This is a genomic window from Agromyces kandeliae (assembly GCF_009674665.1).
Taxonomy (GTDB): Bacteria; Actinomycetota; Actinomycetes; order Actinomycetales; family Microbacteriaceae; genus Agromyces; species Agromyces kandeliae.
In genome coordinates, this window is record NZ_WKJD01000018.1 from 208739 (window position 1) to 222452 (window position 13714).

A 13714-nucleotide genomic window follows, 5' to 3' on the forward strand; every position below is an offset into this window, starting at 1 on the left:
GGTGCGCAGGTCAGCGCCAGAGCACCGCGATCGCGGCGTTCGCGAACGTCAGGATGCCGATCAGCCAGAAGATCGCAGGCGGCACCGAACCGGTCTTGCGCTGACGCCCGGCGCCGATGCCGAGGAGCGCGCCGATGACGATCAGGATCACGAGCTTCGTGCCGATCTTGGCGTAGTTCAGGTCGTATTCGATGCCCCACGGCGCGGCGAGCGCGAGGCCGGCCACGCCGGCGATCGCGAGCCCCCAGTTCATGAGGCGCGTGATGCCCCGCTTGCCGTTGACGAGTTCGACGACCCACGCGCCGAAGAGCACGGCGAAGCCGACGAGGTGGATGAGCACGACGAGGTGGCGGAGGAATTCCATGCGGTCACGCTATCGCCCGTCGCGCCGTGGGAGGCAGACCCCTCGCCGCTCGGCGCGCCGGGCTACGCTGGCCGCATCGACGGCTCGGGGGAGGACGGGATGCGCGTGCTCGGACAGGTCCTGATCACGAAGTCGGCGACCCCTCGATCGTGACGACGGACGTACGTCATCCCCGCGCGGGCGGACGCGCGCGTCGCGCCGGCGCCGCGCTCGCCGTCGCCGCCGGCGCGAGCCTGATCGCCGGCTGCGCCCCGACCGGGGCATCCGACATGACGGACGCGCCCGAGGCATCCGCCGTCGCCGCACTCGGCACGTTCGCCGCCGTCGGCGACTCGATCACCGACGCCGACAGCCGCGACTTCGCGGCCGGCGACCTCGGTGCCGCGTCGTGGGCGACCTACGTCGTCGACGACGGGTTCGCGCTCGCCGGCGGATGGGCGCAATGGGGCGCGACGACCGAGCGGATGGCCGAGTCGGTCGCGCCCGTCGAGGCGGACGTTCTCGTCCTACTCGCCGGCACCAACGACGTCGCGTTCGGCGTCCCGTTCGACGAGTCCGCGGCGAACCTCGCTCGAATCGTCGACGCGGTCGGCATCACGGACGTGGTCGTCGCCTCGATCCCGCCCATGGACGCGTTCCCGGAGCGCGCTGAGGACTACAACGCTCGCCTCGACGACCTGTCCGGCGATCGCGGATGGCGGTTCGTCGACGCATCCGCGGACCTGCGGACCGCCGACGGGCGGTTCGAGTACGGGATGAGCTCCGACGGCCTGCATCCGACGGCGGAGGGCGCACGGGTCCTCGGCGCGGCGATCGCCGCGGCGCTGCGAGAGGGGTGAGCGCGACCGCGCCGGCGGCTCAGCCCGATGTCGGCGTCGCGACCCGCTCGGGTTCTCCCATGGCGGCGCGACCGCGGGCGTTGCCGCGGATGAAGATCAGCAGCACCAGCGCGCCGATCATCATGAGCACCGTCGCCGGCGAGACCAGGGTGATGAAGACGTTCGTCGTGCCGGAGTTCAGCTCGTCGACGCCGCCGCTCGCGAGCATCGTGGTCGGATCGGTGAGCCCGTGGAGCACCATCGCCCAGATGATCGTGCCGGTCACGCGCATGATCAGGTACATCATGATGCCGAAGCAGAACGTGTAGGCGAGCGTGAAGCCCACGGTCGCCACCTCCTGGCCGGTGAAGAAGTTGGCGCTGTGCAGCGCGGAGAAGAGGAGGGCGCAGAGCGCCGCCACGACCCACTCGTTGTAGCCGCCGCGCCGGAGCAGCACGACCACGACGCCGCGGGTGAGCAACTCCTCGGAGAAGCCCACGAACGCCGCGGAGAGGAAGACCATCAGGATGACCCCGACCGAGTAGCGGCTGTAGTCGGTGCCGAGCGCGCGCAGGACGATCGGGATGAGCACGAGCACCACGGCCAGCCACATCCACCAGCGCCCGCGCACCGGTTGGCGCCCGAAGAGCGGCTTCGGCAGCCACCGGACGGTCAGTGCGAAGACGATCAACAGCACCGAGCCGACGAGCAGCGAGAACGTGATCGCGACGAAGACGCTCTCGGGTGTCGCGAACACGTCGTCCTGGTCGATCGCCCCGCGGAGGACCGGCGCCGCCAGCAGCGGCAGGAACTGGTATGCCGCGAGGTAGACGACCACGAACCCGAGGGCCTTCCACCACCCGCCGCGATCCCAGAACGCCCGCCAGGCATTGGTGCGGGCGGGGGTGCTGGTCTCGGTCATCGCCACTCCACTCGTCGAGGTGCGGGGCTGGAACGATCGGTGGGGCGACTGCGTCGTCGCCTCACGAGGTCACGCTATCGAAGGCTCGGGACCAATGTCACCTCGGCCGGGTCGACCCGGGTCTAGGTTCTGGGGCCGTGCACGACCGCCGGTCGTGACGGCGGGGCGCGTCGGGGGAGACGAGCGCGCCCCGCAGATCTCAATGGGGTGATCTGATGAAGTCCTCGTCGATGCAGTGGGCCGCGCAACTGGCGCTCGTGGGGCTGGTCCTCACGACCGCCGCGATCGATTCCGGGGCGAGAACGGGCCCGTCGGCCGACGCGGCGCAGGCGGTCGCCGCCGGTGCGCAGGGCGCGGTGGGGAACGCGTCGACGAAGGTGCCGGAGGGCACCGGGAACCTGGCCGAGGACATCCGGATCATGCTCCTGCGGTCGTACGTGCCCAAGGACGGGCGCCTGTCCATCGACGCGGATCCTCCGCAGATCACGATCGTGAAACGCGATCCGTCCTCAGGGGACCTGAAGCGGTTCGAGCTGCCGGACTGCCCGAAGCGCATCACCGACACCGACGCGTTCACCGACCTCTTCAACGACACGAAGAGCGAGACGGTCGAGGAGCACTTCCGCGACATGGCCGCCGATCTCGGGTTCAAGAAGAAGGACCTCGCACGCGCGGGCACCGCGTTCCCGTACTGCAGCTGGTGGGCGCGCATCAACACCAAGGTGTACGACAGCCGCGACTACACGCGGAACACGACGCCGGTTCAGGACGGCATGGACATCTTCCTCCCGGACTCGGACGCCACGTACTGGGCCGTGCCGTTCGACGCGAGCACCGAACCCGATCGCCGCGGCCTGGTGCTCGACCACGTCGAGATCCACGGCCAGTTCCAAGAGCAGCTCTTCATGTCGTACGTGCTCTACGACTCGACCATGGACTTCTACTACTACGAGAACGCCGCCGGCACGACCTGCCAGTCGTACAACACCGACTTCCAGATCGCGCCGGACCCGGGTTCCGTCAACCCGTGGGTCACCGAGAGCACGGCCTACGACGACACCTACACCCTCCAGCTCGTGCCCGACCCGCAGGGCACCGACTGCAGTGGCGGCGGCCCCGGCGCGTTCGCGAGCGGCGGCACGGACTTCAACGTGCTGCCGCTGGGCCGCACGGGTTCCGGGTACGGGCCGACGTCGCCGAGCGGCAGTCCGGTGCAGGGCGACTTCTTCGGGGCGGCCGCGGACGGCTCGGTCCCGCGCGCCTCGAACGCGTGCGCCTACGTGGGCGCCGACCTCACGCCGTGCTCGACACCGCTGATGTTCGTCGCGCCGACGGCCGCGGCGCAGAACAGCGTGTGGTCGAACCCGGTCGCCGGGTACCTCGCCGCCGGGTTCATCCCGGCGCCGGACGAGGTGTACGTCTTCCGCGGGAAGGCGCCGCGCGTCCCGGTGGGTGCGAGCCCGGTGCCGTGGAACGACAACGATCCGGCGGAGTACGACATGCGGTACTTCTCGCTCTGCCTCGACAAGAAGGTCTGGCCGTACCCGGCGCAGGACGCGAACTGGTCATGCGCCAACGGCTCGTTCGGCAGCGGGGAGTACAACCCGGACACGAACCCCGACGGCCTGACACGGCTCGCCATCGGCGCGGACGGGTACTGGACCGTGATCGTGTCGTCGGCGGACCTCACCGACAGTCAGGAGGTCGGCGATGCGACCGTGCTCCGCGTGCAGGCCGGCGTCCCGGCGGCGATGATCATGCGCCACATGGTCGTCAGCGACGACTTCCACAACGCGGTGCAGGACGTCCCGCGCGACGGGGCGTGGACCTCGGCGTTCGCGACGCTCGGCGAGTACTACCCGGTGAACTCGGTCGTCTGCAACCTGGGCCAGTTCGAGCAGAGGGGCTGGCAGGAGGGCGGATGCTTCGTGCCGCCCGTGAACTGAGCCGGGTCACCGGCGCGCGCAGGGCCGAGCGGGCGGGTCACCCGACCTGCTCGGCCAGCGCGACGATGATGCCGGCGGGCCCGCGCAGGTAGCAGAGACGGTACTCGTCCTGGTAGTTCGCGACCTCGCGCAGCAGTTCGGCGCCGTGCGGACGCAGGCGCGCGAGGGTGTCGTCGAGGTCGTCGACGGCGAACATCACGCGGTGCAGCCCGAGGGTGTTCGGCGGCGGCACCGCGGGTGACGGCGCGGATGCCTCGGGGTGCAGGTACCTGGTCAGCTCGAGCCGGCCGTGGCCGTCGGGCGTGCGCATCATCGCGATCTCGCTGCGGATGCCGTCGAGGCCGACGGCCCGGTCGGCGAAGTCGCCCTCGATGTGCGCGCGCCCCTCGAGTTCCATGCCGAGCTCGGCGTAGAAGCCGATCGCCGCACCCAGGTCGTCGACGACGACGGCGACGTTGTCCATGCGCTGGATGGTCATGCGGTGAGCCTAGGGCGAACGTCCGACGCGCTCACCGCACGTGCCCGAGCTTCGCCGGGTTCCCGACACCGTGGATGGTCGCGATCCGATCGCCGGCGAACTCCAGCGCGAGTACCGAGACGATGCGGTCGCGACGGCGCACCACGACGCCGGGCTCGCCGTTGACCTCGGCGACCCGGAACTCGAGGCCGAGCCCGCCGACCCCCGCCAGGAACTGCCGCGCAACCTGCTCGGCGCCGCGGACCGGCTCGGTCGGAGCGCCCGGGTAGGCGCCGCCGGAATCGAACCAGCCCGTGGCATCCGTCGCGAGCACCGCGACCAGGCCCTCGAGGTCGCCGTCTGATGCCGCGGCGGCGAAGCGTTCCGACAGGCGGCGGGCCGCAGCGGGGTCGACCGTGAACCGGGCCTCGCCCTGCGCCGCGACCCGCCGGCGGGCACGCGACGCCGACTGCCGGGCGGCGGCCGGGCTGACGCCGAGCACGTCGGCGATGCGGTCGAAGTCGAGGTCGAAGACGTCGTGCAGGAGGAAGGCCGTCCGTTCGGCCGGCGTCAGTTGCTCGAGCACGACGAGCAGCGCCATCCGCACCGAGTCGTCGAGCGTGATGCGGTCCTCGGGCAGGATTCGGTCGTCGGTGACGATCGGCTCGGGCAGCCACGGCCCGACGTAGGCGCGCCGCGAGTGCTCGTGCGCGCGCAACCGGTCGATCGCGAGCCGCGACGCGACCGTCACGAGCCACGCGCGCGCGTCGTCGAGCGGCGCGGCATGGGGATCGTCGTCGCGGGCGAGCAGGCGCAGGTACGTCTCCTGCGTGACGTCCTCGGCCTCGGCGACGGAACCGAGCACCCGGTAGGCGACGTCGCGGACGACGTGCCGGTGCGTGGTCCACAGGTCGGCGAACTCGGTCATGACATGGAGACGATCCACCCGCGGCGGATGTGACGCAAGGGCGGATGCCGCGGATGCAGCGGATGCCGCGGGCCGATCCTGCTCCGGCGTGTCACATCCGTGCCGACTCGATCGTCCCCTCTGCATGAACGAGACGTCCGAACGGTCCCGATCCGCCCGGCCACGCGCCACCGCCGGCCCGCCCCGTGGGCTCGTCGACGCGACGGCGCCCGTCGCGCGCGCCCTCGCCGGGCGGCGGTGGATGCCGCTCTGGGCGGTGATCCGCCACACCGGGCGACGCAGCGGCACCCCCTACGAGACCCCGATCGCGGTCGTGCCCACGACGGATCGCGGCATCGTGATGATCGGGCTGCCGTGGGGCGCCCGGACCAACTGGGCGCGGAACGTGCTCGCGACGAGCGGGGCGTCGCTGCGGTGGCGAGGGCGCGAGGTCGAGCTGGTGCGCCCGCGCATCGTCGAGGGCGCCGAGGCGTCGCAGCTCGCGCGGGCCGCGTTCCGGCCGGTGCTCCGACGGTTCCCCGCCGCGGTCGTGTTCGATCGGGGGTGACCCCGTGCGCGGGGGATGCCGGCCGCACGGCCGCAACCCCGTGACATCCGCCGCGGTTCGGCGCAGTCTGGCGACATGGGAACCGTGACGATCTCGTTCGAGATGACGCTCGACGGCGTCTTCGACCGGATGGAGCAGTGGTTCGACCCGAACGAGCCGTCGGTGCAGCACGCGTCGGACGAGCTCGTGTTCGGCGCCGACGCGGTGCTGATGGGCCGCGCGAGCTACGAGTTCTTCCGCGAGTACTGGCCGAAGCAGACGGATGACCGCGGCTTCGCCGACCACTACAACGCCCTGCCGAAGTTCGTCGCCTCGACGACGCTGGAGGGCCCGCTCGACTGGAACGCGACGCTGATCGAGGGCGATGTCGCGGAGTACGTGCGCGGCCTCCGCGAGCGGTACGGCTCGATCGTCTCGCACGGGTACGGCGCGCTCGCCGCCGAGCTCGTCGACGCCGGCCTGGTCGACGAGATCCACGTGGGCGTCCATCCGTTCCTCTTCGGCGACGGAGAAGGCGACGGCGACGGTGACGATCGGCTGCGGTCGCCGCATCCGGTCGGGCTGCGGCTGCTCCGCGTCGCGCCGTCGGAGTCGGGGATCATCCACGCGCGGTACGCGCCGACGTCGAGTCCCTAGGCGGGCGGTGCGGCGGGTGCCGCATACGACATCCCGGCCCCGCACCCGCACGACTCGCGCAATTCGAGCTCATAGCCGAGCACGTCGTGCACCGGATCGCCGCGGGCCTCCGCGAGGAGGCCCACGGCCCGCTCGGCGATCCTGGGGATCGGCTGGCGGACGGTGCTGAGCGCCGGCACTGCGTATGCCGAGTGGCCGGTGCCGTCGAAGCCCATCACGGCGAGGTCCTGCGGCACGCGCAGGCCGAGTCGGTGCGCGGCGTGCAGCACGCCGTAGGCCTGCTCATCGGTGGCGCACGTGACGGCGCGGGGGCGGTCGGGTCGGGCGAGCCAGTCGAGGGCCCTGGCCGCGGCATCCGCTCGTGAGGTCGCCGAGTTCACTTCCGACGTGCGTATCGGAGCGTCTGCGCGTTCGACGGCGGCGCGGAACCCGCGACGGTGCTGTCCGGCGCCGACCGAGTCGTACGGGCCGTTGAGCAGTGCGATCGAGTCGTACCCGTGGGACACGAGGTGCTCGGCGGCGGCGCGCGCGGCCGCCTCGTAGTCGATGGTGACCGAGGATGCCGCGGACCCGCGGTCGACCGGGTGCAGCGCGACGACCGGAATGCCGGCCTGGGTGAACGCGCTGAAGTCGGGGTGTTCGCGGATCGAGACCATGACGACCGAGTCGACCCTGCGCTCCACGAACGCGGCGATGATCTGCGCTTCGCGGTCCTCGTCGAGGGCGGAGTCGCCGATGAGCAGCAGGTCGCCCCGGGCGATGGCCGCGTCCTCGAGCGCTCGTGCGAGCTCGCCGAAGAAGGGGTTCGCGATGTCGGGGACGATGAGGCCGACCGAAGCGGTGCGGCCGAAGCTCAGTGCGCGGGCGAGCGCGTTCGGCCGGTAGTTGAGCTTCTCGGCTGCGGCGAGCACCTTGGCCCGCGTCTCGTCGGAGACGTTGCGCGGGCCGTTGTTGAAGACATAGCTGACGACGGCGGTGGAGGTGCCCGCCAGCTGCGCCACGTCGCGTCCTGTCGCCATCCGTTCCCCCTGTTGACGCTAACCGGTTAGATGTCTGGCAATGCTAGCACCGAGATCGCGGGAATCCGGTTGTTGCGGGAAATCCCGGCTGCGCCTATAGTGCCATCTAACCGCTTCGTCTATCCGCTTAGATGACGGCGATACACTGCAGGAAGGTGCATTTCAATGAAGCGATCACATCTGCTCCTCGCGGCTGCCGCGGCCGGCGCGCTGGTGCTCAGCGGCTGCTCGTCGGCGAGCGAATCGGCGTCCACCTCGGGCACGGTGAACCTGCTCGGCCCCGAGGACCCGGCCACATTCGCGCCGGTCATCGAGGCGTTCGAGGCGGACCACCCCGACATCACCATCGAATACACGCAGGTGCCCTTCGACCAGTACTCGAACACGCTCCAGCAGCGCCTCGGCGCCGAGGACGACAGCATCGACGTCTACGCCGTCGACCAGCCGAACCTGTCGCAGCTCGCAGCGCAGGGCTTCCTCGAGGACCTCAGCGACCTCGAGGACGAGGCGCGCGCGGCGACCTCAGCGGCCCAGTTCGACATCAACGTCTACGACGGCAGGATGTGGGCGCTGTCGATCTGGAACTCGACCCAGATGCTGTTCTTCAACCGCGACGCCCTCGCCGCGGCCGGCGTCGAGGCGCCCTCCGTCGCTCCCGCCGAGCGCTGGACCTGGGAGCAGATCGTCGACGCCGGCCGCGCAACGCAGGACGCCGGCATGGAGTACGGCCTGCTGTTCGAGCAGGTCGAGGCCTACTACCAGCTGCAGCCGCTCGCCGAGTCGCTGGGCGGAGGTTCGGGCATCACCGGCGATGAGATGCTCACGGTCGACGTCACCGATGACGGCTGGCAGGAGGCCATGGACTGGTATGCCGACACGTTCGAGAGCGGCCTGTCGCCGCGCGGCGTCGGCGGCTTCCAGACCTCGCCGGTCTTCATGGACGGAGACGTGACGTTCTTCGTCGGCGGGCCGTGGGACGTCGGTCGCTTCGCGAGCGACGTCGACTTCGACTGGGGCGTCGCGCCGATGCCGTACTTCGAGGGCGGCGAGGTGGCCACTCCGACCGGCTCGTGGTCATGGGGGATCAACACCGCCTCCAAGAACGCGGATGCCGCGCGGAAGTTCCTCGAGTTCGCCGCGCTCGACGCGGCCGGCAACCTCGCCACGACCGAGGCGACGACCATCATCCCCGCGAACTCCGAGGCGGCGGCCGAATACCTCCCCGGCCTCGAGGCGCTCGGCGGTGAGCACACGGTCGGGGTCGCGGACCTCGTCACCTACGAGGTCGAGAACACGGCGGTTGCGCGACCCGTGTCCGTCGGGTACGTGCAGTTCGAGTCCGCGATGAACCGCGCCTTCGCCGACATCCGCAACGGATCGCCGGTCGCGAGTCGCCTCGACCAGGCGACGACGCAGATCGAGGATGCCTGGAGCAAGTTGCGATGACCATCCAGTCGACCCGTGCGGGCGCGCGCGACACGCGCGCCCGCACGGGAAGCCCCGGGCCGCGCGCGCGGCGGCCGCTCCGGCAGCATCCCGCGTTGATCGCGCTGGCCTTCCTCGCGCCCGCGCTCGTCGCGCTCATCGTGCTGCGCCTCGCGCCCGCAGCCGTCGCGCTGTGGGACAGCCTCTTCCGCACCAGCCTCCTCGGCGGCACGCAGTTCGTCGGCGCGGGCAACTACCTCGACCTCGCGACGAACCCCGACTTCCAGAACGCGGTCGGCGTCACGCTGCTCTTCACCATCCTGATCAACCCGCTCCAGGTGGCCACGGCGTTCCTGCTCGCGGTGCTGTACACCCGGCGTGCGGCGGGCTCGAAGCTCTGGCGCTCGCTCGTGATCCTGCCCATCGCGGTGCCGCCGGCGGTCTCGGCAGTGATCTGGAGCGTGATCTACCGCCCCGACGGCCTGGCGAACGCGTTCCTCGACCTGTTCGGCATCCCGGCGCAGCCCTTCCTCACGTCGCCTCAGCAGTCGCTCGCGTCCATCATGGTGCTGCTGTCATGGATCGGCGTCGGCTACTGGATGATGTTCCTCATCGCTGGGATCAACGACATCCCGGGCTCGTACTACGAGGCCGCATCGCTCGACGGGGCATCCGGATGGCGCCAGCTGTGGACGATCACGTTCCCGCTCGTGCGACGGCCGCTCGCCTTCGTTCTCGTGGCCGACACCGTCTCGAACCTCCTCGTCTTCGCGCCGGTCCAGATCCTCACCAAGGGCGGACCCGAGGGTTCGACGAACCTGCTCATGTACGACATCTTCACCCGGGCCTACACGCTCGGCGACCTGAACACCGCGCAGGCGGAGGTCGTCATCCTCGTGCTCATCACGATCGCGATCGTGGCCGTGCAGTTCCGCCTGCTGAAGTCGGAGGACTGACCGTGGCCATGCAACTCGCCGGTACCCGCCGCACTCCGCGCCGCTGGGTCATGCGCGCCTTCACCGCGTTCGCCGCCGCCGTCGTCGGGCTCGCGTTCCTCATCCCGATGTGGTGGTCGTTCGTCAACTCGCTTCGGCCGGGCGACGAGACGTTCAGCTACCTGAACCCGCTGAGCTGGCAGACGTTCTTCACGCTGACCCCGACCTTCGAGAACTACGCGGCGTTGTTCGATACCGACCTGGCGCGCGCGATCGGCAACTCGTTGTTCATCAGCCTCGTCACGGTCATCGTCGGCCTCGCCATCTGCGCGACCGCGGCGTTCGGGCTCGCGGCGTTCCGCTTCCGCGGTCGGGGCCTCATGTTCTCGGTGATCATCCTGTCGTTCCTCATCCCGTTCGACGCGATCGCGATCCCGCTGGCCGACATGTTCCGCGACTGGAACCTGCAGAACACGTTCTTCGGCCTGATCCTGCCGGGCCTCGGCAACGGCATGGCGATCTTCCTGCTGCGCACGTTCTTCCTCGCGATCCCGGAGGAGCTCGTCGAAGCGGCGCGGCTCGACGGCCTCGGTTGGTGGGGCGTCTTCCGCCGCATCTACCTTCCGCTGTCGGTTCCAGCGCTCATCGGCGCGGGCCTGATGCTCTTCCTGTTCCAGTGGCAGGCGTACGTCTGGCCCCTGCTGATGGGCACCGACCGCGACCACATCGTCGGACCCGTCGCGCTGTCGAACCTGCAGGGCCAGTTCGCCGTCGACTACGGCGTGCTGTTCGCGGCCTCCATGATCCTGATCCTCATCCCGCTCGCGATCATCCTCGGATTCCAGCGCTACTTCATCCAGTCCGTCTCCACGACCGGCATCAAGTGATCATGCGGTCGCACGGCGACCGCACGAGTCCACGCACCACTGAAAGGAGTGCAGCCATGCGTGCTGCCCACCGAGTCATCCTCGACACCGACATCGGCACCGACGTCGACGACGCCATGGCGCTCAGCCAGCTCTTCGGCCTGGCCGAGGTCGACCTCGTCGGCATCACCACGGTCTACGGCGACACCCTGCTGCGGGCGCGCCTGGCGCGTCGCCTCGCTCGCCTGGCGGGTCGTGAGGTTCCGGTTCACGCCGGCCGCCGCGATCCGCTCTCCGGTCGTGAGGTCTGGTGGGCCGGCCACGAGGGCGCCCTCTACGAGGACCTCGAGCGCGAATCGATCGAGCCGACGGATGCCGTGGCATTCCTGGTCGAGCGGGTGGTCGCGAACCCCGGCGAGATCGACGTCGTCGCGATCGGACCCCTGACGAACGTCGCCGAGGCGATCGCGGCCGATCCGCGGTTCGCCGGCGCCGTGCGCCACCTGTGGGTCATGGGCGGCGCCTTCACGACCGACGAGCCCGAGCACAACTTCCGCAGCGACACGCACGCGGCCGAGGTCGTGTTCGCCTCGGGCATTCCCATGACGGTCACCGGACTGGAGGCCACCCGCCAGGTCGAGATCCGCCGAGACGAACTCGCGCGCATCGGAGCGGCGGGCGAGCTCGGGGCGATGCTCGTCGCGGAGATCGAGCAGTGGTGGCGGTTCTGGAACGAGGAGTGGAACGTGCCGCACGACCCCGTGACGGTGCTCACCATGGTCGAGCCGGGGCTCTTCGAGTTCTCGCCCACCGGCCGAATCGAGGTGGAGCTCAACGGCGACGACGCCGGGCGCAGCCGGTTCGTCACGGGCGACGGCTCGGCGTGCATCGTGACGGGGCTGGACGGCCCGACGGTCGCCGCACGCGTCGTCGACGCCATCGAGCGGGCGGGGATCGCCGCGGCGGTCGAGGCGGCACCGTGACCGGTCGGGCACGACTGGCAGTCGTCGGCTCGCTGAACGTCGACGTCGTCGCGACGGCGCCACGGCTGCCGGCGCCCGGCGAGACGATCGGCGACGGCGTGCTGCGTCGCGAGCCGGGCGGCAAGGGCGCGAACCAGGCGGCCGCTGCGGCACGCCTCGGTGCTGTCACGCGCATGTTCGGTTGCGTCGGGCGCGACGCCGACGGCGACCTGCTCGTCGGTGCGCTCGGCGCGGCGGGCGTCGACGTCGCCGGCATCGGGCGCGCGGACGCCGCGACCGGCACCGCCATCATCATGGTCGACGCCGCGGGGGAGAACAGCATCGTCGTCTGCCCGGGCGCGAACGCAGCGGTCGACTCCGACGCGATCGGCATCGGCGGCGACGAGGCCGTGCTCATGCAGCTCGAGGTGCCGCTCGAGGTGGTGCGCCGCGTCGCGACATCCGCCCCCGGGTTCGTGGCGCTGAACGCCGCACCGGCCAGGTCAATCCCGACGGACCTCGTCGAGCGCGTCGACCTCTTCGTCGTCAATGAGACGGAGTACGGACTCATCCCGGAGCTCGCCGGCGCTCGCCGCGTCGTCGTCACCCTCGGCGCCGACGGCGCGGAGCTGCGCGAGCGCGGTGAGGTCGTCGCACGAGCCGCGGGGATCCCGCCCGCGGCGGTGCGCAGTACCGTGGGCGCGGGCGACGCGTTCGCTGCGGCACTGGTGGTCGCTCTGCTGGAGGGCGACGAGCCGGCCGCCGCACTGGGGGTCGCCTGCCGTGTGGGCTCGGCTGCCGTCGAGCACCTCGCGGCGCAGCCGCCCTTCGACCGACTCGACCACTACCGGAGCCACGCGTGACCGACGCAATCCCCGTCTACCTCGACTGCGACACCGGCATCGACGACGCCGTCGCCCTCGCCTACCTGATCGCCCACCCCGGGGTGCGCGTGGTGGGCATCGGCACGGTCTCCGGGAACGTCTCGGCCGAGCGTGCGGCATCGAACACGCTCGCGCTGCTCGCTGCCGCTGGCGTCGACGACGTGCCGGTCGCGGTGGGCGCGGCCGACCCGCTCGGTGGGTCGTTCCACGGTGGTGCGCCGCGGGTGCATGGCGAGGACGGTGTGGGCGGAGTCGGCGGGATCCTACCGTCCGCGACACGGCAGCCCGAGACGGCGACGGATGCCGCTGGGCTGCTGATCCGGCTCGCTGCGGACTACGGGGCGGAGCTCCGCGTGCTGGCGGTTGGGCCCCTGACGAACTTCGCGGTCGCCCTGCGGCGCGACGCCTCGGTGGCCTCGCGCGTGCACTCGGTGACCGTCATGGGCGGTGCGCTCGACGCGCCGGGCAACGTCTCGCTCGTCGCCGAGGCGAACCTCCGAAACGATCCCGCCGCCGCCGCCGAGGTGCTCGCCGCACCGTGGCCCGTGACGCTCGTTCCGCTCGACGTGACGACGCAGCACACGTTCGGCGAAGCGCATCGGGCCGAGCTGCTCGCAGCGCCCGGGCAGGTTCCTCGCCTGCTCGGGGCGATGCTCGATACGTACTTCGGCTTCTACACGGCGCGGTACGGCGAGCGGAGGTGCGCGCTCCACGACCCGCTCGCGGCGGCCGCGGTCGTCGGTGACGTCGGGGAGCCGGCCTGGCGACGCGGCTGGTTCGATGTCGTGGACGACCACGCGCACGCCGATCACGGGAGGGTGATCGAGCTCGAGCCGGTTCTGCCGCACGACCATGACGGTCCGAGCCGACCGGCGAGCCGGGCGCTGATGGGCGCGGACGCCGCGGTCGCGGATCGGATCCTGCGACGAATCCTGCAGCACGACTGGCCCGTCGCGGCCACCGGGTCGCGCGAGGGCTGAGCCCCGAAGTACTCCCGCGTCGGCA

The 13714-nt window shown here is 70.9% G+C and carries 15 protein-coding genes; 10 read left to right on the forward strand and 5 right to left on the reverse strand.

The genetic code is table 11. The features are described 5' to 3' along the window. Positions 1-10 precede the first annotated feature (10 nt). Positions 11-364: a Fe-S protein gene (locus tag GJR97_RS13755; RefSeq protein ID WP_154347368.1), complete on the reverse strand. Its 354-nt coding sequence runs from the start codon at positions 362-364 to the stop codon at positions 11-13. A gap of 149 nt (positions 365-513) precedes the next feature. Here GJR97_RS13755 and GJR97_RS13760 point away from each other — a divergent pair, with 149 nt between their 5' ends. Continuing rightward, positions 514-1203: an SGNH/GDSL hydrolase family protein gene (locus GJR97_RS13760; RefSeq protein ID WP_154347370.1), complete on the forward strand. Its 690-nt coding sequence runs from the start codon at positions 514-516 to the stop codon at positions 1201-1203. 19 nt (positions 1204-1222) lie between these two features. Here GJR97_RS13760 and GJR97_RS13765 read toward each other — a convergent pair whose 3' ends face one another. Next, complete coding sequence (locus tag GJR97_RS13765; protein WP_154347372.1) at positions 1223-2104, reverse strand: CPBP family intramembrane glutamic endopeptidase; 882 nt, start codon at positions 2102-2104, stop codon at positions 1223-1225. 215 nt (positions 2105-2319) lie between these two features. Here GJR97_RS13765 and GJR97_RS13770 point away from each other — a divergent pair, with 215 nt between their 5' ends. Further along, entirely contained in the window at positions 2320-4050 is a 1731-nt protein-coding gene (locus tag GJR97_RS13770) for a hypothetical protein (RefSeq protein ID WP_154347374.1), read from the forward strand. Between the two features lie 37 nt (positions 4051-4087). Here GJR97_RS13770 and GJR97_RS13775 read toward each other — a convergent pair whose 3' ends face one another. Next, positions 4088-4528 (reverse strand): VOC family protein, encoded by a 441-nt coding sequence (locus GJR97_RS13775; protein ID WP_154347376.1) that lies wholly within the window; start codon positions 4526-4528, stop codon positions 4088-4090. Between the two features lie 31 nt (positions 4529-4559). Beyond that, positions 4560-5435 carry an RNA polymerase sigma factor SigJ gene (gene sigJ, locus GJR97_RS13780; RefSeq protein WP_154347378.1) on the reverse strand — a complete coding sequence of 292 codons (876 nt, stop codon included), beginning with the start codon at positions 5433-5435 and terminating at the stop codon, positions 4560-4562. A 124-nt stretch (positions 5436-5559) separates the two neighbouring features. Here sigJ and GJR97_RS13785 point away from each other — a divergent pair, with 124 nt between their 5' ends. Continuing rightward, a complete protein-coding gene (locus GJR97_RS13785; protein WP_154347380.1) occupies positions 5560-5982 on the forward strand; it encodes a nitroreductase family deazaflavin-dependent oxidoreductase in 423 nt (140 codons plus the stop codon). 75 nt (positions 5983-6057) lie between these two features. Then, the gene (locus GJR97_RS13790; RefSeq protein ID WP_195760721.1) at positions 6058-6618 is read left to right on the forward strand and encodes a dihydrofolate reductase family protein; all 561 of its coding nucleotides are present in this window, start codon (positions 6058-6060) and stop codon (positions 6616-6618) included. Here the strand turns inward: GJR97_RS13790 and GJR97_RS13795 are convergent. Next, the gene (locus GJR97_RS13795) at positions 6615-7637 is read right to left on the reverse strand and encodes a LacI family DNA-binding transcriptional regulator (protein ID WP_154347384.1); all 1023 of its coding nucleotides are present in this window, start codon (positions 7635-7637) and stop codon (positions 6615-6617) included. The two genes, GJR97_RS13790 and GJR97_RS13795, sit on opposite strands and share 4 nt — an antisense overlap. Positions 7638-7802: 165 nt before the next feature. On the opposite strand from GJR97_RS13795, the gene GJR97_RS13800 reads away from it, so the two are divergent. The 6 genes from GJR97_RS13800 to GJR97_RS13825 are packed head-to-tail and all read left to right on the forward strand — an operon-like array spanning position 7803 to position 13689. Next, positions 7803-9083 carry an ABC transporter substrate-binding protein gene (locus GJR97_RS13800; RefSeq protein WP_154347386.1) on the forward strand — a complete coding sequence of 427 codons (1281 nt, stop codon included), beginning with the start codon at positions 7803-7805 and terminating at the stop codon, positions 9081-9083. Then, the gene (locus tag GJR97_RS13805; protein WP_154347388.1) at positions 9080-10018 is read left to right on the forward strand and encodes a carbohydrate ABC transporter permease; all 939 of its coding nucleotides are present in this window, start codon (positions 9080-9082) and stop codon (positions 10016-10018) included. Before GJR97_RS13800 ends, GJR97_RS13805 begins: the two co-directional genes overlap by 4 nt. 8 nt (positions 10019-10026) lie before the next feature. Further along, on the forward strand, positions 10027-10884 hold the full coding sequence (locus tag GJR97_RS13810; protein WP_229276306.1) for a carbohydrate ABC transporter permease: 858 nt from the start codon (positions 10027-10029) through the stop codon (positions 10882-10884). Positions 10885-10940: 56 nt separating this feature from the next. Beyond that, positions 10941-11846 (forward strand): nucleoside hydrolase, encoded by a 906-nt coding sequence (locus GJR97_RS13815; RefSeq protein WP_154347390.1) that lies wholly within the window; start codon positions 10941-10943, stop codon positions 11844-11846. Beyond that, positions 11843-12688 (forward strand): PfkB family carbohydrate kinase, encoded by an 846-nt coding sequence (locus GJR97_RS13820; RefSeq protein ID WP_324613494.1) that lies wholly within the window; start codon positions 11843-11845, stop codon positions 12686-12688. Before GJR97_RS13815 ends, GJR97_RS13820 begins: the two co-directional genes overlap by 4 nt. Then, a complete protein-coding gene (locus GJR97_RS13825; RefSeq protein WP_324613495.1) occupies positions 12685-13689 on the forward strand; it encodes a nucleoside hydrolase in 1005 nt (334 codons plus the stop codon). The genes GJR97_RS13820 and GJR97_RS13825 overlap by 4 nt, the downstream gene beginning before the upstream one ends. The last annotated feature ends 25 nt before the right edge of the window (positions 13690-13714 follow it).

Coding starts and splice junctions, on each gene's coding strand:
- GJR97_RS13755 (WP_154347368.1), bottom strand. CDS start 364: ATGGAATTCCTCCGCCACCTCGTCGTGCTCATCCACCTCGTCGGCTTC.
- GJR97_RS13765 (WP_154347372.1), bottom strand. CDS start 2,104: ATGACCGAGACCAGCACCCCCGCCCGCACCAATGCCTGGCGGGCGTTC.
- GJR97_RS13770 (WP_154347374.1), top strand. CDS start 2,320: ATGAAGTCCTCGTCGATGCAGTGGGCCGCGCAACTGGCGCTCGTGGGG.
- GJR97_RS13775 (WP_154347376.1), bottom strand. CDS start 4,528: ATGACCATCCAGCGCATGGACAACGTCGCCGTCGTCGTCGACGACCTG.
- sigJ (WP_154347378.1), bottom strand. CDS start 5,435: ATGACCGAGTTCGCCGACCTGTGGACCACGCACCGGCACGTCGTCCGC.
- GJR97_RS13785 (WP_154347380.1), top strand. CDS start 5,560: ATGAACGAGACGTCCGAACGGTCCCGATCCGCCCGGCCACGCGCCACC.
- GJR97_RS13790 (WP_195760721.1), top strand. CDS start 6,058: ATGGGAACCGTGACGATCTCGTTCGAGATGACGCTCGACGGCGTCTTC.
- GJR97_RS13795 (WP_154347384.1), bottom strand. CDS start 7,637: ATGGCGACAGGACGCGACGTGGCGCAGCTGGCGGGCACCTCCACCGCC.
- GJR97_RS13800 (WP_154347386.1), top strand. CDS start 7,803: ATGAAGCGATCACATCTGCTCCTCGCGGCTGCCGCGGCCGGCGCGCTG.
- GJR97_RS13805 (WP_154347388.1), top strand. CDS start 9,080: ATGACCATCCAGTCGACCCGTGCGGGCGCGCGCGACACGCGCGCCCGC.
- GJR97_RS13810 (WP_229276306.1), top strand. CDS start 10,027: ATGCAACTCGCCGGTACCCGCCGCACTCCGCGCCGCTGGGTCATGCGC.
- GJR97_RS13815 (WP_154347390.1), top strand. CDS start 10,941: ATGCGTGCTGCCCACCGAGTCATCCTCGACACCGACATCGGCACCGAC.